The sequence below is a fragment of the Sphingomonas sp. MMS24-J45 genome (assembly GCF_044881195.1).
Classification (GTDB): domain Bacteria; phylum Pseudomonadota; class Alphaproteobacteria; order Sphingomonadales; family Sphingomonadaceae; genus Sphingomonas.
Genome location: NZ_CP173255.1, coordinates 1,878,914 through 1,897,804 on the forward strand (window position 1 = coordinate 1,878,914; position 18,891 = coordinate 1,897,804).

Consider the following 18,891-nt stretch of genomic DNA (forward strand, 5'->3'; position numbering starts at 1 on the left):
TCTTCCGCCGCTTAGGCGGCAGGACTGATCTTCGTGGTGCAGTAGCGGGCGATACGCCACATGCCGGCCGTCCGGCGCATAAGGAAGAGTTCCTGATACGCCGATTCCGCTGTGATACCGGTCGCCCTGTTCGTTTCTTTGCCAACCGTCGCGCTCCGCACGAAGCCCCAGTCGGGACTTATCTGCGCGACTTCCTTGATGTCGTAGGCCATCGCGAACTCGATTGCCTCGAACACGGCGGGATAGGCTGCGGCAAGCGCATCCTTGCCGATTGACGCCGGTCGTCCCGGCCCCATGAGGACCCCGTCGTCGGCATAGGTGGAAAGCACTCCGGCCACGTCGGCACGATTGAACGCGGTCAGATAGGATATCGCGGTGGCCTCGATTGCGTTCAGTTCGTTGTCTACCTTCTCAGTCATGCGTCGTTCCTTCATGTTGTCGTCGGGCGGTTAAGGCTTCCCGCGTGGTCGTTGTGCCGGTCGTGGGGATCGCCTGCGGTCGGCGAGGCCGACCAGAGCCGACATGTGCGCAAAGACTTTCACAGGTGTAGAGTTCGATCGTACGCCGCCAACACGGCTTCATGCATCGCTTCACTGATTGTCGGGTGTGGGAACACCGTATCGATCAGGTCTTCAGCCACCAGAGCACCGGTCTTTCCAATCGAGTAGCCGCTGATCAGCTCCGTCACCTCGGCTCCGATCATGTGCGCTCCCAACAGTTGGCCAGTAGCACCGTCGAAGATCGTCTTTACGAACCCTTCCGGCTCGCCCAACGCGATCGCCTTGCCGTTGCCGATGAGGGGGAATCTGCCAACGCGAACGTCGTGACCGGCCGCTCGGGCCGCCGTTTCCGTGAGCCCGACGCTGGCGACCTGCGGTCTGCAGAAGGTGCACGCCGGGATGTTTTCGACGACTATCGGAAGCGGGCGCTCCCCCGCGATCGCCTCGGCGGCGATGACGGCCTCGTGCATCGCCTTGTGGGCTAGCCACGGCGGCGCAGTGACGTCGCCGATCGCCCAGACGCCGTCCACGCTGGTGCGACATTGGCCGTCCGTCACGATATGGTCGCGCTCCATCGCAACCCCCAACGTCTCCAGACCGATGCCTTCGATGTTCGGGAGGACCCCGGCGGCCAAGATTGCGTGGCTGAAAACCTCCTCCGTTGTCGAGCCATCGCCGTCCCTGAGCGTCGCGCGAACGGAATTCGCATCGGTGATCAAAGTCTCGACGGAACTCTTGGTATGAACGGAGATGCCCCGCTTCTCGAACACCTTGGCGAGATGCGCGGAGATGTCGGTGTCCTCCACCGGCACGATCCGATCCGCCATCTCGACAATCACGACCTCGACGCCCAGGTCCGCATAGAAGCTGGCGAACTCCACTCCGATCGCTCCCGAGCCGATGATTAGCAGCCGCGACGGCTTCTCGGGCGGCGTCATCGCCTCGCGGTAGGACCAGATCCGCTGGCCATCGAAGCGCGCGAAGGGCAACTCGCGCGCCCGCGCCCCAGTCGCGACGATGATGTCGCGGGCGACGAGTTCCGTCTCCACGCCATCGCCGGCGGTGACCGCCATCCGACCGGCCCCGAGCAGACGACCGGTCCCCATGTGCACAGCGACCTTGTGCTTCTTCATCAGGAACGCGACGCCGCGGCTGAGCTGGTCGGCGACGCGGCGCGAGCGCGAGACGACCGCGTCGAGATCGGCCGAGACGCCCGACGCGGCGAGACCGAAGGCGTCGGCATTACGCATGTAGTGCAGGATCTCGGCGGAGCGCAGCAGCGCCTTGGCCGGGATGCAACCCCAGTTCAGGCAAATGCCGCCCAGCGCCTCGCGCTCGACGATCGCGACGGTGAGGCCCAGCTGCGCCGCGCGGATCGCGGCGACGTAGCCACCCGGACCGGAGCCCAGGACGATCAGATCGTAGCTTATGGACATAGGCGTCATTCCCACCTCAGCCGTCATGAGCGTCAGACCGCCTCGAGCACAGTGGCGATGCCTTGGCCGCCGCCGATGCACTGTGACGATACGGCGAAGCGGCCACCCTGCCTGCGAAGGATCTGGGCGGCCTTGGCGGTGATCCGCGCGCCGGTCGCCCCCAGCGGGTGGCCGATCGCGATTCCGCCGCCGTCGACGTTCACCTTTCCCGGATCGAAGCCGAGCTCCCGGATGCAGGCGATCGCCTGGCTGGCGAACGCCTCGTTCAGTTCGACGACGTCGATGTCGGCGACGGTCAGCCCGGCGCGCATCAGCGCCTTGCGCACCGCGGGCACCGGCCCGATCCCCATATATTCGGGCTCGACGCCCGCGATCGCGGTCGCGCGGACACGCGCCAGCACCTCCAGCCCGTTGCGCTCGGCGAACGCTTGCGACGTGACGAGCGTCGCGACGGCGCCGTCGGTCAGCGGGGACGACGTGCCGGCGGTGACGGTGCCGTCCGCGATGAAGGCGGGCTCGAGGGCTGCCAGTCCCTCGATCGTCGTGTTCGGCCGCAGGCATCCGTCGACATCCACCCTGCTCCCATCGGCCAACGTGACGGCAACGATCTCGTCCGCCAGCCGGCCGGCATCGCGCGCCTCCGCGGCCTTGCGCTGCGATTCGACCGCGAACCGGTCCTGGTCCTCGCGCGACACGCCGTAGCGGCCTGCCACGTTCTCGGCCGTTCGACCCATCGGCATGTAGGCTTCGGTCGTGAATTCGGCGTCGGGCAGGTCGGGACCCGCGAAGCGCGGATTGGGCGAGAAGTTGAAGCCGCCTTGCGGCACCATCGTCATGCTCTCGACACCGGCGGCGACGAAGGCATCGCCCGCACCGATCGCGATCTGTCCGGCAGCGACATGGACCGCATACATCGACGATCCGCAGAAGCGGTTGATCGTCGCGCCGCCCACCTCCTTCGGAAGTCCGGCGAGCAACCCGGCGATGCGCGCGATGTTGTTGCCCTGCGCCGCCTCCGGATACGCGCACCCCATCAGCACATCCTCGATCGACCCGGGATCGATGCCGGTGCGGTCGATCAGCGCTTTGAGCGTCAGGGCCGCAAGATCGTCGGGGCGGACGGCCTGCAGCGGACCCTTTCGCGCGAAGTGGAACGGGGTCCGGACATATCCGGCGATCACGGCATCGATCATGACGGCTCCTTCTTTCGGCCCAGGTTCGTCGGCCGGGTGTGCGCCGGCGGAGGCCGACTCAGCTGTAAGGCTTTCAACGGATCACCCGCTTGGGAAGCGCGAGAGGCAGCAGATGAAGCGGCACGAGCAGCAATAGGATGAGCGATATCATGGCTTCACCGGTCGTCGCCGTCAGCCATTCGAAAAGCAGGCCGGCTATGGTGCCCGCCGCGATCAGTGCCGCCAGCCTCATGGCTGTCCGGGCGGGTGGATGCGGCTTCGGTCGTTCCGGCTCAGCCCTAGGTCGAGAGCGCGGTGGCGGAACGCGCGGATGTCGCCGCGCGCCTCGCGTCGCGTTGCGTACCCGCAGTCGCCATCCGGGTCCGGGGCGCGACGCCGGTCTTTCGGACTGGTTCGCAAGGAACGCCATGACCGTCTCACACACCAAGCTGCTTGCGCAGACTCGCGTCGAACGCCGCGGCCGGCACGAAGCGGCGCAGCCGGCTCAGCAGGCGGCCCCGCCCGGCCGCGTAGCGCAGCCGCGGTTTCGCGGCCCGTGCAGCCTCAAGGATCACCCCGGCGACGACATCCGCGTCGTCGCCCGTCTCCATCATGCCTCGCAGCATGGCGTCGACCCGTGCGTCGACCCCTTCATAGCCTGGCACGTTGCCGTGCGCGCGGACAAGGTTGGCGTCGAATGCGGTCCGCGTGTTCGCGGGTTCGATCGCGATGGCGCGGATGCCGAAGCCGCGGACCTCGTGATCGAGCGACTCGGTGTAGCCTTCGACGGCGTGCTTCGTCGCGGCGTAGACGGCCATATACGGTGCCGGCATCAGGCCGAAGACCGAGCTGACGTTGACGACGCGTCCGCCCCGCTGCGCGCGCATGGCTGGAAGCACGGCTTGGGTCATGCGGATCAGGCCGAACACGTTGACCTCGAAGAGTGCCCGGGCCTGGTCGATCGACGTCGCCTCGGCCGGGCCGGCGAGACCCAGCCCGGCATTGTTGACGAGCACGTCGATGCGACCGGTCCGCGCGATGACGGTCTCCACCGCCTCCGCGACCGACGCGTCGTCCGTGACGTCGCAGCGAACCATCGTGACGCCCCGCGGCGCCGTCGCGCCGTCGCCCCTGCTGGTGCCGAACACCGCGAAGCCATTCTTCGCGAGTCGCGTCGCGGCGGCGAGTCCGATGCCCGACGAGGCGCCGGTGACGAGGGCGACCGGTCGGTTGGAGGCGGCGGTCATGGTGATTTCTCCTATTGTGTCTTGGTCGTTTGATGGGCGTCGAAGACCAGCAGGGTCGACGTCGCCGTCGCGCACAGTCGGCCGGCGCCGTCGTGGAGCGATGCCTCCGCGAAGGCGGCGCGGCGGGTGATCGATATCAGTCGCCCGACCGCGCGGACCGTGCCGCTGTGCGGCGTCAGCGGACGGAGGAACGACGTCTTCAACTCCAGCGTGGTGTAGGCCTGGCCGGCCTTCAATCCGGTGTGCGTCGCGATGCCGCAGGCGCTGTCGAGCATCGCGGCGGCGTAGCCGCCATGGACCGTGCCCATCGGGTTCAGACAGCTGTCGTCCGGCGTGCCCTCGAAGACGGCATGCCCAGGTCCGGCCTCGACCAGCGACACGCCCATCTTGCGGCCGTAGGGCGGCTGCTGCCCGCCTGCTAGCAGGGCGCGGACTTGGTCGAGGCCGTTTGGCCCGTCCGCCTCATCCACCGACCTTCTCCTTCGACACCGCTGTCGCCGGGGACCAGCCGCCGCCGAGGGCGCGGAACGATGCGATCGCGCCCCGGCTGGCGGCGGCGCGGGCCTGCACCTCGCCGTCGCGCGTCTCGAGCAGTCGGCGGTCGGCGTCGAGCACCTCGACCAGGCTGACGACGCCGCCCTTGTAGGCGGCGAGCGACGCGGCCTGGGCGCGCGACAGCGACGCCTCTCCCCTGGCCAGCGCGGCTGCGCGTGCTTCCTGCTGGACGAGCGTCGAAAAGGCGTCTTCGACGTCCTGTGCGGCGCGCAGCACGGTCTGGCGGTAGGCGGCGAGCGCTTCCGCGTTCCGTCCCTTCGCCGCCTTCACCTCCGCGTCGATCCGTCCGAAGTCGAAGAGCCGCCAGCGCAGGCCGAGAAAGCCGCTCGCCTGGATCGAGTTGCCGCCGAACAATCCGCCGGCCGCGGTGGTCGCGGTGCCGAGCAGGCCGCTCAACGAGAACTTGGGATAATATTCCGAGATCGCGACACCGATCCGCGCATTCGACGCCGCCAGCGTGCGCTCGGCGGCGATGATGTCGGGCCGGCGTCGGAGGAGGGCCGCCGGCCCGCCCGCGGTTGAGATCGCCGGCGCCGCGGGAATCGGCGCGGCGTCCGCGAGAGTGATGTGCGATGAGCCCGGCTGGTCGCCGAGCAGGACATCGAGGGCGTTCATCGCCTTGTCGAGCTCGTTATGCAGCGCTGGCACCGACGCGCGGACCTGCGCCAGCGCACCCTCGCTCTGTCGCAGCTGGAGTTCGGCGGCGACGCCCTTCCTGAACTGCAGCGCGACGATGTCGGTCAGCCGGGCCTGCGTATCGGCCTGAGCCCGAGCGATGGCGAGTCGCGCCTGCAGTCCGCGGATCGTGACGTAGGTGTCTGCGGTCTGCGCGATGACCGCGAGCCGTGCGGCAACGGCGCTGGCTGCCGACGACTGCCAGTCTGCGCGGGCCGCATCACGCGCGGCGTCCCTGCCACCGAATACGTCGAGTTCCCAGCTGGCGCCGAGGTCGAGCTGGTAGAGTTCGGTCGAGCGCTCGAATTGTGGAAACGCGCTGCCGATCCGGCCAACCGGGGTTTCGAGCGACTGATAGACCTCACCTGCCTGGCCGGTCACTTGAGCCGAAGGGAGCAAGGCCGCGTTGGCACCCTTGAGCGCGGCCCTTGCCTGCGTGACGCGCGCGGCGGCCTGCTGAAGGTCGAGGTTCTGCGCCAGCGCGCGTTCCACGAGCGAGGTCAGCGTCGGGTCGTTGAAGGCACGCCACCAGTCGACGAGGTCCGCCGCCGGCATGCCGGCCATCCGCATGTCGACGGCGCCGGCCGTCGGAAAGACCGCCGGCGCCGACGAGGCGGGCTCGACGTAGCGGGGACCGGTTGCGCAGCCGCCGGCTGCGAGAGCGAGCGGGACGGTGGCGAGGAGAAAGATGCGCCGCATGGACAAACCTCAAGCGATGAGGTGTGACTAATGGTTGTTCTGGTCACTGTTTGTCAAGTGCCGGACTTGCGACTATATGGCGGACATGACAGCCACTGCTTCCCAGCCCACGTCCACGCGAGGACCGGCCGAGCACACCGTTCGCGACCAGATCGTGGAGGCCGCGAATGAGTGCTTCGCTCGTTATGGCTACGGCAAGACCACCGTCGCCGATCTGGCCCGGGAGATCGGCTTCTCGAAGGCCTACATCTACCGGTTCTTCGAATCCAAGCAGGCCATCGGCGAGGCGATCTGTAGCTCGCGCCTGGATCGGATCGTCGCCGCGACCCGCGCGGCGATCGATGAGGGCGGAAGTGCGACCGATCGTTTCCGGCGTATGTTCAAGAGTTTAACGACGCAGAGCGTCGACCTCTTCTTCGACGATCGCAAGATCTACGACATCGCGGCCCATTCGGCCGCCGAGCAGTGGAACTCGGCCCGGAGCTATCGCGAGACGTTGAAGGCGATGATCCTGGAGATCGTCCGGAGCGGGCGCGACAGCGGGGAGTTCGAGCGCAAGACGCCGATCGATGAGACCTGCCGCGCGATCTATTACGCGATGATGCCGTTCGTCGATCCGCTGCACCTCGAGCGCAACCTCGACCTGCTTCCGGATGCGCAGCAGGAGGTGGCGAGCCTTATCCTGCGAAGCCTCGCTCCGTAACTCTGCATTGTGACCTATTGACATATCGGTCACCAGACAACAGTTAGGCTCCCGAACCTGGGAGGACTGATTCGTGTCGCAACGGTTACCGATCCGCACCGCGGGCTTGGCGCCGCTCATCGCATTGGCGCTCGCCGCCTGCGGCAAGGAAGAGGCGGATCCCCGGACGCTGCCGCCGCTGGTCCGGGTGACCGTCCCGTCATCCGGCGCGGGGACCGGGCGCGAGTTCACCGGCGTGGTGGCCGCCAGGGTCCAGAGCGACCTGGGGTTCCGGGTCGGCGGCAAGGTCGTGCAGCGCCTCGTCAATGCGGGGCAGGTCGTCCGACGCGGCCAGCCGCTGATGCGCATCGACGCGAGCGACCTCGCGCTGGCGAGCCAGGCGTCGGCCGGGACGGTCGAAGCTGCCCGCGCCCGCGCACGCCAGACCGCCGCGGACGAGGCGCGTCTCCGCGATCTGGTGGGCGCGGGCGCGGTGTCGGCCTCCGCCTACGACCAGGCGAGGGCGGCGGCCGATGCGGCGCGCGCCCAGCTTGCCTCGGCCAACGCGCAGGCGCGCGTGGCCCGCAACGAAACGGGCTACAGCGTCCTGCTCGCCGACGCCGACGGGACGGTCGTCGAGACGCTGGCCGAGCCGGGCCAGGTGGTCGGCGCGGGCCAGGTCGTCGTGCGCATCGCCCGATCGGGTCCGCGCGAGGCGCTCGTCCAGCTTCCCGAGACGCTGCGGCCCGGCATCGGATCGACGGCGCAGGCGCGCACCTATGGTGGGGCAACCGGCACGGCGACGTTGCGCGAACTCTCCGATGCCGCCGACCCGGCGACGCGGACCTTCGCCGCACGCTACGTCCTCGCCGGCGCCCCTGCACAGGCGCCGCTCGGCTCGACCGTCACCGTCGCGCTTGCGCAACCGGGCGCCGCGGCAGCGACCGAAGTGCCGCTGGCCGCGATCACCGACACCGGGAAGGGCCCCGGCGTCTGGGTCGTTCGCGCTGGCAAGCAGCCGACCGTGGCGTGGCGTCCTGTCCGGATCGCGACGGTCGGAGAGGAGAGCGCGACGCTGTCGGCCGGCCTGCGCGCCGGAGAGGCCATCGTCGCGCTCGGCGCGCACCTGCTCCACCAGGGCCAGCCGGTGCGGATCGCCCGGCAGGTCGCCGCGAAGGACGCGGCCAAGTGAGCGGCGACGCGAACCGCGCGTCGGACGCGCAGCCGAGCCGCTGGAACCTGTCGGCGCTGGCCGTCCGCGAGCGATCGGTGACGCTGTTCTTCCTGATGGCGATCATCATGGCGGGCACCATTGCGTTCCTGAAGCTCGGACGTGCCGAGGACCCGAGCTTCACGATCAAGGTTATGACGGTCGCCGCAGCATGGCCCGGCGCCACCGCGCAGGAGATGCAGGACCAGGTCGCGGAGCCCATCGAGAAGCGGCTGCAGGAGCTTCGCTACTACGATCGGACAGACACCTTCACCCGGCCCGGCTTCGTCTTCATGACGCTGTGGCTGAAGGACTCGGTCCCGCCAGAACTGGTGCCGGAGCAGTTCTACCAAGCTCGCAAGAAGCTGCAGGACGAGCAGCGCAATCTGCCGCAGGGGGTCGCCGGTCCCTTCCTCGACGACGAATATGGCGACGTGACCTTCGCGCTCTACGCGCTGAAGGCGAAGGGCGAGCCGCAGCGCAAGCTCGCCCGCGAAGCCGAACAGCTGCGACAGCGGCTGCTGCATGTGCCCGGCGTCAACAAGATCAAGATCCTCGGCGAGCAGCCCGAGCGCATCTACGTCGAATTCTCAGAAGGTCGGCTGGCGACGCTTGGCGTCGAGCCGCGTGCGATCCTCGATGCGCTCGGCAAACAGAACCTGCTGACCCCGGCTGGCTCGGTCGAGAGCAAGGCGCAGACGGTCACCGTCCGCCTCGACGGCGCGTTCGACGATCTCGCCAAGATCCGCGACCTGCCGATCGTCGCGAACGGCGCCACACTGCGGCTGTCCGACATCGCCACGGTCAAGCGTGGCTATCAGGACCCCTCCGCCTTCCAGATCCGCAGCGAAGGAGAGCCGGCGCTTCTGCTGAGCGTCGTCATGCGCCAGGGGTGGAACGGGCTTGAACTCGGCAAGGCCCTGGGTGCCGAGGTGACGAAGATCCAGTCCGAGCTTCCGGTCGGTATGAGCTTCACGCCGGTCACCGATCAGGCGGTCAACATCCGGGCCGCGGTCGATCAGTTCATGAAGACCTTCCTCGAGGCGCTGGCGATCGTGATGATCGTGAGCCTCCTCAGCCTGGGCTGGCGGGTCGGCATCGTCGTCGCGGCGGCAGTGCCGCTCACGCTCGCGATCGTCCTCGTAGTGATGTGGGCGACCGGCCGAGTGCTCGATCGCATCACGCTCGGCGCGCTGATCCTCGCGCTCGGCCTGCTCGTCGACGACGCCATAATCGCGATCGAGATGATGGTGGTGAAGATGGAGGAAGGCTACGACCGCATCAGGGCGTCGGCCTATGCCTGGAGCCACACCGCCGCGCCGATGCTTGCGGGCACGCTCGTCACCGTGATCGGGCTCATGCCGGTGGGGTTCGCGAAGTCAGGAGCGGGCGAATACGCCGGGAACATCTTCTGGGTCGTGGGCTTCGCGCTGATCGCCTCGTGGTTCGTCGCCGTGATCTTCACTCCGTATCTAGGCGTGAAGCTGCTGCCCAACATCCCGCTGGTCGAGGGCGGACATGACGCAATCTACCGAACGCCGCGCTACCAGAAGGTGCGCAGTCTGATCGCCTGGGCGGTGCGCCGCAAGAAGCTCGTCGCGTTCGCGACGCTGGCCGCCTTCCTGATCGCCGGCGTCGGCATGGGGCCGGTCAAGAAGCAGTTCTTCCCGCAGTCAGACCGTCCCGAGCTGCTGGTCGAGGTCTACATGCCCAAGGGCAGCGCGATCGAGGCGACCAGCCTGGCGAGCCGCGAGGTCGAGACATGGCTGCGCCGACAGCCACAGGCGAAGATCGTCACGAGCTATATCGGCCAGGGCGCCCCGCGCTTCTTCATGTCGCTCAACTCCGAACTTCCCGATCCGTCCTTCGCAAAGATCGTCGTGCGGACCGACGATGAGGAGGCGCGGGATGCGCTGAAGGCCAACCTGCGGCAGGCCGTGGCCGACGGCCTCGCCCCCATGGCACGCGTGCGGGCGACCCAGCTCGTGTTCGGTCCGCCGTCGCCCTTCCCGGTCGCGTTCCGGGTGAACGGCCCCGATCACGATCAGGTCCGCGCCATCGCCGAGCGGGTGCGGCAGGTGATGCAGGACGATCCCATGATGCGCACCGTCAACGTAGATTCGGTCGAACGAGCGCCCGCGATGAGGCTGGTGCTGGATCAGGATCGGCTTCGCGCGCTCGGCCTCACGTCGGCGGACGTCGCCAACCAGCTCCAGTTCCTGCTGACTGGCGTCACCGTCGCCCAGGCGCGCGAGGACATTCGCACGGTCGACATCGTCGCGCGCTCCTCGGGCGACGAGCGACTCGATCCCACGCGGATCGGTGACTTCACCTTGGTCGGCGCGAACGGTCAGCGGGTTCCGGTCAGCCAGGTCGGCAGGTTCGAGGTGCGGATGGAGGACCCGATCCTCCAGCGCCGCGACCGCGTGCCGACGATCACCGTGCGCGGAGACATCGCCGACGGGCTACAGCCGCCCGACGTGTCGACCGCGATGATGGAGAAGCTCCAGCCGATCATCGCGTCGCTGCCCGCCGGTTATGGAATCGACATGGCAGGTTCGATCGAGGAAGCGGGCAAGGCCAACGCGGCGCTGGCACCGATCTTCCCGATCATGATCGTGCTGATGATGGTCGTCATCATCCTGCAGGTGCGCAGCCTCTCAGCGATGGCGATCGTGCTACTGACCGCACCGCTCGGGCTGATCGGCGTAGTGCCCACGCTGCTCGTCACCGGCCAGCCGTTCGGGTTCAACGCGATCCTGGGACTGATCTCGCTCGCCGGCATCCTGATGCGCAATACGTTGATCTTGATCGGGCAGATCCACGACAACGAGAAGGCCGGCATGACCCCGCACGACGCGGTGGTGGAGGCGACGGTGCAGCGCTCGCGTCCCGTGATCCTGACGGCACTGGCTGCGGTGCTGGCCTTCGTCCCGCTCATCGAGTCTGTGTTCTGGGGATCGATGGCGGTGACCCTGATCGGCGGGACGCTGGGCGGGACGGTGCTGACGCTGGTCTTCCTGCCGGCGCTCTATGCGCTCTGGTATCGGATCACACCGGACGAAGGCGAGCGGCCCGCGTCGGCATCCGCCGCCCCGGCCTTGGCCTGACGCACGATGTTCCACCGCCCGGTCACCGCAGCCACGACCGCGGGCCCGATGCCTCCGCCGTCACCGCTTCTCTCGCCGATCGAGCATCAGGTGGTGATGCTCGCGCTGCGGGACGAGCCGGCGACGATCTGCCCAGGGGGTGCGCTGCGACGCTTGGCAGACCTCCTGTTCGGCGTCCGGCGGGCGAACCCGCTTGCGGATCCGAAGCTGGAGGCGCTGCGGCGGTTCTGCATCGGACGGAGGCTCCGATGCAGCGACGCAAGTCGCGCCTTGGTCGTAGCCGAATGCCTCCGCTGCGGACTGACGGAGGATCAACTCGCAGCCGCCGCTGCCCTCAGCGACCTGGCGTCCGCATCACCGAGAGGACCATGGGAATGAATTCTTCGCCAGGTAGCATGTCGATCTGGGGTCGAGCGGTCCGCTGGCTCGACCTCTGGGCGAAGGCGCTGGATACGGACGTGCACGAGATCACGTCCCAGCGCATCGACGCGCTGGAGCGTCGCCTCCAAGAGGTCGAGGCGGCGTTGCCCACCGCGTCCCCGCCGGACCGCGATCCGGCATGAACATGGTGCCCTCCGCGCGATCTTCGATCGAGGAACTCGTCACCGCGAAATGGGGCATTGCGATCCTGCGAACGCTGCTGGCCGGCCCCGCGCGATTCTCGGGCCTGCGCGAGGCCATTCCGGGCGTTTCGGCGAACATCCTGGCGGCGCGCCTTCGGCTCTACGAGCAGGCGGGCCTGGTCGAGCGTGTGCGCCTGCCTGAGCCTGCCGACCGGCAGGTATACAGGCTCACGCCGCGCGGCGCCGGGTCGCGCGGCGTCATCGACGCGATCAGCGATTGGTCCGCGGAATGGGACCGGTGCGGTGACGTGCCTGTTGGCCCCAGGCCCCCGGCACGTCCATGACGTCCTCGACTCTCTCCACGCCGGCATCCGCCAAGGCCGCGGCGCGCGCTGCGATGCTCTCGGGGCCGATCCTAGCCACTCTCGCGCGGCTCGCGACCCCGACCATCGCCGTGCTCGTGGCGCAGACCGCCGTCGGCGTGGTCGAGACCTACTACGTGTCACGATTAGGCAAGGACGCGCTGGTCGGCGTTTCGGTGGTGTTTCCGGTCTGGATGCTGATGACGATGATGTCCGCGGGCGGCATCGGCGGCGGGGTGTCATCGGCGGTTGCGCGGGCTATCGGTGGCGGCCGCGACACGGACGCCGACGATCTCGCTGTGCATGCGGTCATCTTGGCCGTCATCGCCGGCGCCATCTTCAGCGTCCTAGCCTGGCTGTTCGGCCCGATCCTGTATGCCGCCCTGGGCACCACCGGCGGCGCGCTCGCTCAGGCGCTACGCTACTCGGACTGGCTGTTCCTCTGCGCCGTGCCGATCTGGGTCGTGAACCTGTGCTCGGCGGCGCTGCGCGGCGCCGGCGACGTCCGCACGCCTGCGCGCGTCTCGCTTGCGGGCATCGTGGTGCTGGTGCCGCTGTCGCCGGTCCTGATCTTCGGGGTTGGACCCCATGAAGGGCTGGGTATCGCTGGCGCCGGCATCGCCGTGACCGTCTTCTACAGCGGTGCAGCCCTCTTCCTGCTTCGTTTGCTGCGCTCGGGACGCGGCAGTCTAACGCTGTCGCGGCGTCCGCTCCGCCGGGAGCTCTTCGGCCAGATCCTGGGCGTTGGCCTGATCTCATCGCTCTCGGTCATCCAGCTGAACCTCGCGGTGGTGCTCGTAACGGGAGCCGTCGGCCGGTTCGGCAGCGATGCGCTCGCCGGCTACGGGGTCGGCGCCCGCCTGGAGTATCTGCTCGTCCCCGTGCTGTTCGGTCTCGGCAGCGCGGTGCTCATGATGGTGGGCACGTGCTTAGGTGCCGGAGACGTGCGCCGCGCGCGGAGTGTCGCGGTGGCCGGCATCTTGATAGGAGCCGCCTTCGCCAGCGTGATCGGCGCGGTCGTCTTCGTCGAACCCGGAGTCTGGCTCAGGCTGTTCACCGACGATCCCGGTGCGATCGAGGCGGGGGCGATCTACCTGCGCGCCATGGCCTTCGCGTATCCCGCCCTCGCCGTCGCCTTTGTCCTCGCGTTCGTTTCCCAAGGGGGCGGACGGCCGGGCTGGACCACGTTCGCGGGAACTGCGCGCCTGGCGATCGCGGGCGGCGCCGGCTGGCTCGCAGTCGAAGCAGGCGTCGAAATGACAGGTCTTTCGATCGTCGTGGCCGCAGGTCAATTCGTCGCTGCGGGTGTCTGCGCGTGGGCTTTCATGACCCGGCGCCTGTTCTCGATCCGATAGGCTCGAGGGTCCAGCTTTCCGCTGAAGCGTCTCCTTGGCGGCTACTGCAATCGCCCGTCCCACGCCCAGCGTAGTCGAACTAGATGCCCAGCCTGTTTCACCCGGGCCACCCAGGACGACGCGAAACCTACCAACTGACCGACAGGCGGACTGTGACAAGTCCGCCCACGGGCAAACCGAGTGTCGACGACGTCCATGCGCCGTTCGCACCGTTGTGGACCATTAGGCCCGTGACCCATCACTCTGCCCCTTGCGATCCCGGTGGCAAAGATGTTTCATCTTGCGCGAAGGGTCAGCTTCACGGGATGGAGCACCGGGGAGCTGAGATGTTCTTGAACGATCAGGAGACGGCGACCGATCTCCTTTACTATGAGGCCATCGCGAAGACGGTGGTGAAACTCATCCGCAAGACGCCGGAGTCGCCGGTCACCATCGGCGTGCATGGCGACTGGGGCGCGGGCAAGTCCAGCGTGTTGAAGATGCTCGAGGGCGCCTTCGCAAAGGATCATCGTGTCCTGTGCCTCTGGTTCAACGGCTGGACCTTCGAAGGGTTCGAGGACGCCAAGACCGTCGTCATCGAGACCATCGTCGACGAACTGAGACGCGCGCGTCCTAACTCCACCAAGGTCGCCGACGCTGCGAAGAAGGTGCTGAAGCGCGTCGATTGGCTGAAGCTCGCCCGCAAGGCGGGCGGCTTCGCGTTCACGGCCACCACCGGCATCCCCACGCTCGACCAGGTGAAGGGGCTCTACGACATGGCGACCGCGTTCATCGCCAAGCCGCAAGACCATGTCTCGAAGGCTGACGTGCTGGAGCTCGCCGGCAAGGCTGGCGACTTCCTGAAGGAAGCGCCCAAGGACTCCGACAACCTGCCCGAGCACATCCACGCCTTCCGCAAGGAATTCGAGGAGCTGCTCGATGCCGCCGACATCGACCAGCTCGTCGTCATCGTCGACGATCTTGACCGTTGCCTGCCCAAGACCGCGATCGCCACGCTTGAGGCGATCCGGCTCTTCCTCTTCGTCGACCGCACCGCCTTCGTGATCGGGGCCGACGAGCTGATGATCGAATATGCCGTCCGCGAGCACTTCCCGGACCTGCCGCCGAGCTCGGGACCCGTCAGCTACGCGCGAAACTATCTCGAGAAGCTGATCCAGGTGCCATTCCGCATACCCGCGTTGGGGCTCGCCGAAACGCGCGTCTACATCACGCTGCTGATGGCCGAGAACGCGCTCGGGTCGACAGACCCCGGTTTCCTCGCGCTGCTCGCGGCGGCCCGCGAGGACATGAAGCGACCCTGGAAGAGCAGAGGCCTGGACAGGAAAACGGTGGAGACGGCCCTTGGCGGAACCGTTCCCCCGGACGTCGACCAGGCGCTGGTGATCAGCGCCCACGTCACGAAGATCCTCAGCGAGGGCACCCGTGGCAATCCGCGCCAGATTAAGCGCTTCCTGAACTCGATGATGCTGAGGCATGCGATCGCCGAAGAGCGCGGATTCGGGGCGGACGTGCAGCGGCCGGTGCTGGCCAAGATCATGCTCGCGGAACGGTTCTATCCCGACTTCTACGAGCAGCTGGCAAGGCTTGCCGCCAACGCCCCCGACGGCAAGCCGGATGCGCTTGCCCGGTTCGAGGCCGCGGTGCGCGAGCCCACAGGGCAGGTCGACGAGGACGACAAGCCTGCCACCCGGGGTTCGCGCAAGGCGGCCAGGCCCGCACCGCCGCTGCTGCCGACCGAGGCCGAGGAGTGGATGAAGAACGGGTGGGCGAAGACCTGGGCCTCGATCGATCCGGCGCTGGCCGACCATGACCTGCGCCCATACGTGTTCGTCACGCGCGACAAGCGCAGCTCGCTCGGCGGCCTCGCCGCCGCCAGCCACCTGGAGGATCTGGTCGACAAGCTGATGGGCCCGACGATGATGGTGCGCGGCGCGTCCGATCAGGTGGGCAAGCTGACCGGGCCCGAACCCGAGGAGGTGTTCGAAGCCATCCGCGGACGCATCCTGCAGGAGGACAGCTTCGCGACTAAACCGAAGGGAATCGACGGACTGACCAAGCTGGTCGAGATGCACCCCCCGCTGCAGCGGCGGCTGCTCGACTTCGTGCGCGAGCTCCCGGTGCCGAAGATCGGCGCGTGGGCGGTGTCCAGCTGGGGCACGTGCTTCCCCGACGTCGCCATATCGCGCGAGTTCGAGACGCTCGTCCGGTCGTGGGCCGAGCAGTCAGAGAACGCCACGCTCCAGACCACCGCCAAGGCGGTGTCGCAGCTGCGGAGAGGCTGAGCGATGGGCACCTCGAAGGGCTATGGCGGCCCGTCCAGCGGACTGGTCCCCTCCTGGGTCGACGATCCGGCACCCGGCGCGGCACCCGCGCCGGCAGTGCCGGCGCCCGGCTCGCCGGGGCAGCCTGCAGGTCCGGGGCAGCCGGGCGCGCCGGCGCAACCGCAGGCCCCGACACCTCCGCGTCCGGACACCAGCGGAGCGGGCGGCCTGGGCGGTGCGCGCGGCAGCTTCTCGCGCTTCGCCCAGACCGGAAGCCGGAGCGCGCTCGGCAGCGCGCTGTCGAACTACGTGCGGAACGGCACGGGCGGCGCCGGACGCGCGGCGAGGCGGATGGGCTCCTCGCGCGCCGCCGGCGCGCGCCTGCTCGGCGTCGTTCGCAACTTCTCGACGATCGGCCCCGCCGAGACCCTGCGCCAGCTCAACCTGGCCGGGCTCGCGGGTCGACCCGCGGCCGAGGTCTTCGTCGGTCTGCTGGAGTTCGTGTGCCCGCCCGGCGGCGCGGTCGACGAGGCCATTGCCCGCCAAGCCATGCTGGAGACCATCGGCGACATGGCCGAGGCCGGCGTCGGCAGCTTCGACACGCTTACCCCCGATCAGATGGGCGAGTTCTTCCTCGACTTCGTCGCGCGCTCGATCGAGGGCCGGGTCATGGCCGACCTCGGCGGCCGCGGCGTGACGCTGCCCGACAGTGTGGCGGCCGTCGAGAACGCGCAGGCTCAGCTCCACGACTTCGTGACCGGCTGCACACGCGGGCAGCTCGCCGGGCGCCTGGACGGCGTCGAGCGCATGTCGGACCGCGACATAGAAGTCGTTGTGAACCAGATATATGAGGCGGCGTTCGAACTGGTCGCCGCAGCAGGCGAGGCCGCAGCATGAGGCACCACAGCATCGTCGGGCGGCTCGGCGCCGCCGACACCGCCCCGGTCACGCCGTCACGGGCGGACACGCACGTGACCGAGATATCGTTCATCGACGGCTTCGGACACGTCGGATACGGACTCGGGCAGGCTCTGGACCAGCTCCGCGACGTCGGGCTCTGCCCAGGCGAGGCCGCTGTCGATCTGGCGCTGCTGGCCGCAGCGATCACCGCCGCCGACACGCGCATCTCTCGCGACGCCGACGCGCAGGACGCGTGGACGCGCGAGATCGACCTGCACCTCCCGGTCCATGATCCCGCCCTGTGGACCGGGCTTGCGCCGTTGATCGTGACGACGCTGAACTTCCTGACCGGCGACCACTGGGGTGTGCGGTTCCGCCCCCGGATCGCGTCGGTGCCCGTGTTGGCCGCACCGCCAACGAAGCTGCGCACCGCGACGCCGTCGAGCGTCTGCCTGTTCTCGGGTGGCCTCGACAGTTTCATCGGCGCCATCGACCTGCTCGCGGCCGGCGAGTCCCCGCTGCTCGTCAGCCACTACTGGGACGGCATCACGAGCAAGCACCAGACCTATTGCGGCGAGGCGCTGAAGCGGCGCTTCCCGAGCGCGACCATCCATCACGTCCGCGCGCGGGTCGGCTTCCCGAACGACGTCATCGACGACTTCTCGGTCGAGAACACGCTGCGGGGTCGCTCCTTCCTGTTCTTCGCCCTCGCCGCGATGACGGCGGATGCAGTCGGTGGACAGGCGGTTGTCCATGTTCCCGAGAACGGCCTCATCTCGCTCAACGTGCCACTCGATCCGCTGCGGCTGGGCGCCCTCAGCACGCGGACGACGCACCCGTTCTACATGGCGCGCTTCGAGGAACTGATGCGAGGGCTGGGGCTGAACGTGACCCTCCACAACCCCTACGCGTTCCAGACGAAGGGGCAGATGGCGAAAGGCTGCGCGGACGTGGGCTTCCTCCAGCGGGAGGCCAAGAACACGATGTCGTGCTCGTCGCCGGCCAAGGCGCGCTGGGCACTCAACGAGGCGGATCGCCAGCCCAAGCATTGCGGGCACTGCGTGCCGTGTCTGATACGGCGCGCCGCGATCAAGGAAGGCTGGGGCACCGACGATACCGAATATCAGATCCCGAGCCTGCATGGGCGCGTGCTGGACACAAAGCGCGCAGAGGGCGAGCACGTGCGCTCCTTCCAGTTGGCGCTCTCGCGACTGGCCAAGAAACCGGCACGCGCGGCATTCGACATCCATCGTCCGGGTCCGCTGACGGATCATCCCAGCAAGCTGACCGACTATGAGGCGGTCTATATCGCTGGCCTGCAAGAGGTCGGGCGCCTACTCCAAGGTGTGCAAGCCAAACCTTCATGACCACCGCAACCACCCGTCCGCCGCCGCGCTGGGTCGACTTCCACTGCCACCTGGACCTGTATCGGGACCACGCCGCGGTGATCGCCGAATGCGACCGGGAACGGGTCGCGACGCTGGCCGTCACCACCACGCCCAAGGCCTGGAAGCGCAACCGGGAGCTGGCGTCCCGGTCGCAGCACGTCCGCGTGGCGCTCGGGCTGCATCCGCAGCTGGTGGCGGAACGCGCCGGGGAGCTGCCGCTGTTCGAGGCATTGCTGCCGGACGCGCGCTACGTCGGCGAGATCGGACTAGACGCGGGGCCGCGCTTCTACCGCAGCTTCCCGGAACAGGAGCGGGTCTTCGAACGCATCCTGCGCGCCTGCGCCGAGCAGGGCGGGAAGATCCTGACGGTTCACAGCGTGCGCTCGGTGCCGAAGGTGCTCGGCCACATCGAGGCCGCGCTGCCGCAGGATCGTGGGCGCGTCATTCTCCACTGGTTCACCGGAACGCCCGCCGAGGCGCGCCGCGCCGCGGCCATGGGCTGCTACTTCTCAATCAATCGCGAGATGCTACGATCGGACAAGCATCGCGAACTAGTGGCGGGCCTGCCGCTCGACCGTCTTTTGACGGAAACCGACGGCCCGTTCGTCGAGATGGACGGAGCGCCGGCGCGGCCGCCGTCGGTGATCGACACGGTCGGGGAGCTAGCCACCCTCAAGGGCATGGTGCCGGGCGAACTGGCGAAGGTGATCGTGTCAAACCTCCGCTCGCTCGTCAGCGCCGTCTAGACCGCTTGGGCATCAAGCCTCCGGAGGGTC

Annotated in this window: 17 protein-coding genes; 10 read left to right on the forward strand and 7 right to left on the reverse strand. The window is 68.2% G+C overall.

All coding sequences use genetic code 11. The features are described from left to right. Positions 1-11: 11 nt before the first annotated feature. The 7 genes from AB5I39_RS09440 to AB5I39_RS09470 all read right to left on the reverse strand — a co-directional run bounded on the left by AB5I39_RS09440 (position 12) and on the right by AB5I39_RS09470 (position 6,284). Positions 12-419 (reverse strand): YybH family protein, encoded by a 408-nt coding sequence (locus tag AB5I39_RS09440; RefSeq protein ID WP_404365710.1) that lies wholly within the window; start codon positions 417-419, stop codon positions 12-14. Between the two features lie 119 nt (positions 420-538). After that, positions 539-1,936 carry a dihydrolipoyl dehydrogenase gene (gene lpdA, locus AB5I39_RS09445; RefSeq protein ID WP_404365713.1) on the reverse strand — a complete coding sequence of 466 codons (1,398 nt, stop codon included), beginning with the start codon at positions 1,934-1,936 and terminating at the stop codon, positions 539-541. A gap of 32 nt (positions 1,937-1,968) precedes the next feature. Beyond that, positions 1,969-3,129, reverse strand: a complete 1,161-nt coding sequence (locus AB5I39_RS09450) for a thiolase family protein (protein ID WP_404365715.1) — start codon at positions 3,127-3,129, stop codon at positions 1,969-1,971. A 73-nt stretch (positions 3,130-3,202) separates the two neighbouring features. Then, the gene (locus tag AB5I39_RS09455; protein WP_404365718.1) at positions 3,203-3,361 is read right to left on the reverse strand and encodes a hypothetical protein; all 159 of its coding nucleotides are present in this window, start codon (positions 3,359-3,361) and stop codon (positions 3,203-3,205) included. A gap of 184 nt (positions 3,362-3,545) precedes the next feature. Continuing rightward, positions 3,546-4,355, reverse strand: a complete 810-nt coding sequence (locus AB5I39_RS09460) for an oxidoreductase (RefSeq protein WP_404365720.1) — start codon at positions 4,353-4,355, stop codon at positions 3,546-3,548. A gap of 11 nt (positions 4,356-4,366) precedes the next feature. Then, positions 4,367-4,825 (reverse strand): PaaI family thioesterase, encoded by a 459-nt coding sequence (locus AB5I39_RS09465; protein ID WP_404365723.1) that lies wholly within the window; start codon positions 4,823-4,825, stop codon positions 4,367-4,369. Next, entirely contained in the window at positions 4,818-6,284 is a 1,467-nt protein-coding gene (locus AB5I39_RS09470; RefSeq protein ID WP_404365726.1) for an efflux transporter outer membrane subunit, read from the reverse strand. The genes AB5I39_RS09465 and AB5I39_RS09470 overlap by 8 nt, the downstream gene beginning before the upstream one ends. An 85-nt stretch (positions 6,285-6,369) precedes the next feature. Between AB5I39_RS09470 and AB5I39_RS09475 the strand changes: the two genes are divergently transcribed. The 10 genes from AB5I39_RS09475 to qatD all read left to right on the forward strand — a co-directional run bounded on the left by AB5I39_RS09475 (position 6,370) and on the right by qatD (position 18,861). Beyond that, the gene (locus AB5I39_RS09475) at positions 6,370-6,987 is read left to right on the forward strand and encodes a TetR/AcrR family transcriptional regulator (protein ID WP_404365729.1); all 618 of its coding nucleotides are present in this window, start codon (positions 6,370-6,372) and stop codon (positions 6,985-6,987) included. 106 nt (positions 6,988-7,093) lie between these two features. Beyond that, positions 7,094-8,158, forward strand: a complete 1,065-nt coding sequence (locus AB5I39_RS09480; protein ID WP_404365732.1) for an efflux RND transporter periplasmic adaptor subunit — start codon at positions 7,094-7,096, stop codon at positions 8,156-8,158. Beyond that, the gene (locus AB5I39_RS09485; protein WP_404365735.1) at positions 8,155-11,286 is read left to right on the forward strand and encodes an efflux RND transporter permease subunit; all 3,132 of its coding nucleotides are present in this window, start codon (positions 8,155-8,157) and stop codon (positions 11,284-11,286) included. The genes AB5I39_RS09480 and AB5I39_RS09485 overlap by 4 nt, the downstream gene beginning before the upstream one ends. Positions 11,287-11,660: 374 nt before the next feature. Next, positions 11,661-11,849, forward strand: a complete 189-nt coding sequence (locus AB5I39_RS09490; RefSeq protein WP_404365738.1) for a hypothetical protein — start codon at positions 11,661-11,663, stop codon at positions 11,847-11,849. Next, a complete protein-coding gene (locus tag AB5I39_RS09495) occupies positions 11,846-12,193 on the forward strand; it encodes a winged helix-turn-helix transcriptional regulator (RefSeq protein ID WP_404365741.1) in 348 nt (115 codons plus the stop codon). The genes AB5I39_RS09490 and AB5I39_RS09495 overlap by 4 nt, the downstream gene beginning before the upstream one ends. Beyond that, on the forward strand, positions 12,190-13,566 hold the full coding sequence (locus AB5I39_RS09500) for an MATE family efflux transporter (protein WP_404365743.1): 1,377 nt from the start codon (positions 12,190-12,192) through the stop codon (positions 13,564-13,566). The genes AB5I39_RS09495 and AB5I39_RS09500 overlap by 4 nt, the downstream gene beginning before the upstream one ends. A 326-nt stretch (positions 13,567-13,892) precedes the next feature. Then, positions 13,893-15,848: a Qat anti-phage system ATPase QatA gene (gene qatA / locus AB5I39_RS09505; RefSeq protein WP_404365745.1), complete on the forward strand. Its 1,956-nt coding sequence runs from the start codon at positions 13,893-13,895 to the stop codon at positions 15,846-15,848. A 3-nt stretch (positions 15,849-15,851) separates the two neighbouring features. Further along, on the forward strand, positions 15,852-16,724 hold the full coding sequence (gene qatB / locus AB5I39_RS09510; RefSeq protein WP_404365748.1) for a Qat anti-phage system associated protein QatB: 873 nt from the start codon (positions 15,852-15,854) through the stop codon (positions 16,722-16,724). Further along, complete coding sequence (gene qatC / locus AB5I39_RS09515) at positions 16,721-18,094, forward strand: Qat anti-phage system QueC-like protein QatC (protein WP_404365750.1); 1,374 nt, start codon at positions 16,721-16,723, stop codon at positions 18,092-18,094. The genes qatB and qatC overlap by 4 nt, the downstream gene beginning before the upstream one ends. Further along, on the forward strand, positions 18,091-18,861 hold the full coding sequence (gene qatD, locus AB5I39_RS09520) for a Qat anti-phage system TatD family nuclease QatD (protein ID WP_185209720.1): 771 nt from the start codon (positions 18,091-18,093) through the stop codon (positions 18,859-18,861). Before qatC ends, qatD begins: the two co-directional genes overlap by 4 nt. The last annotated feature ends 30 nt before the right edge of the window (positions 18,862-18,891 follow it).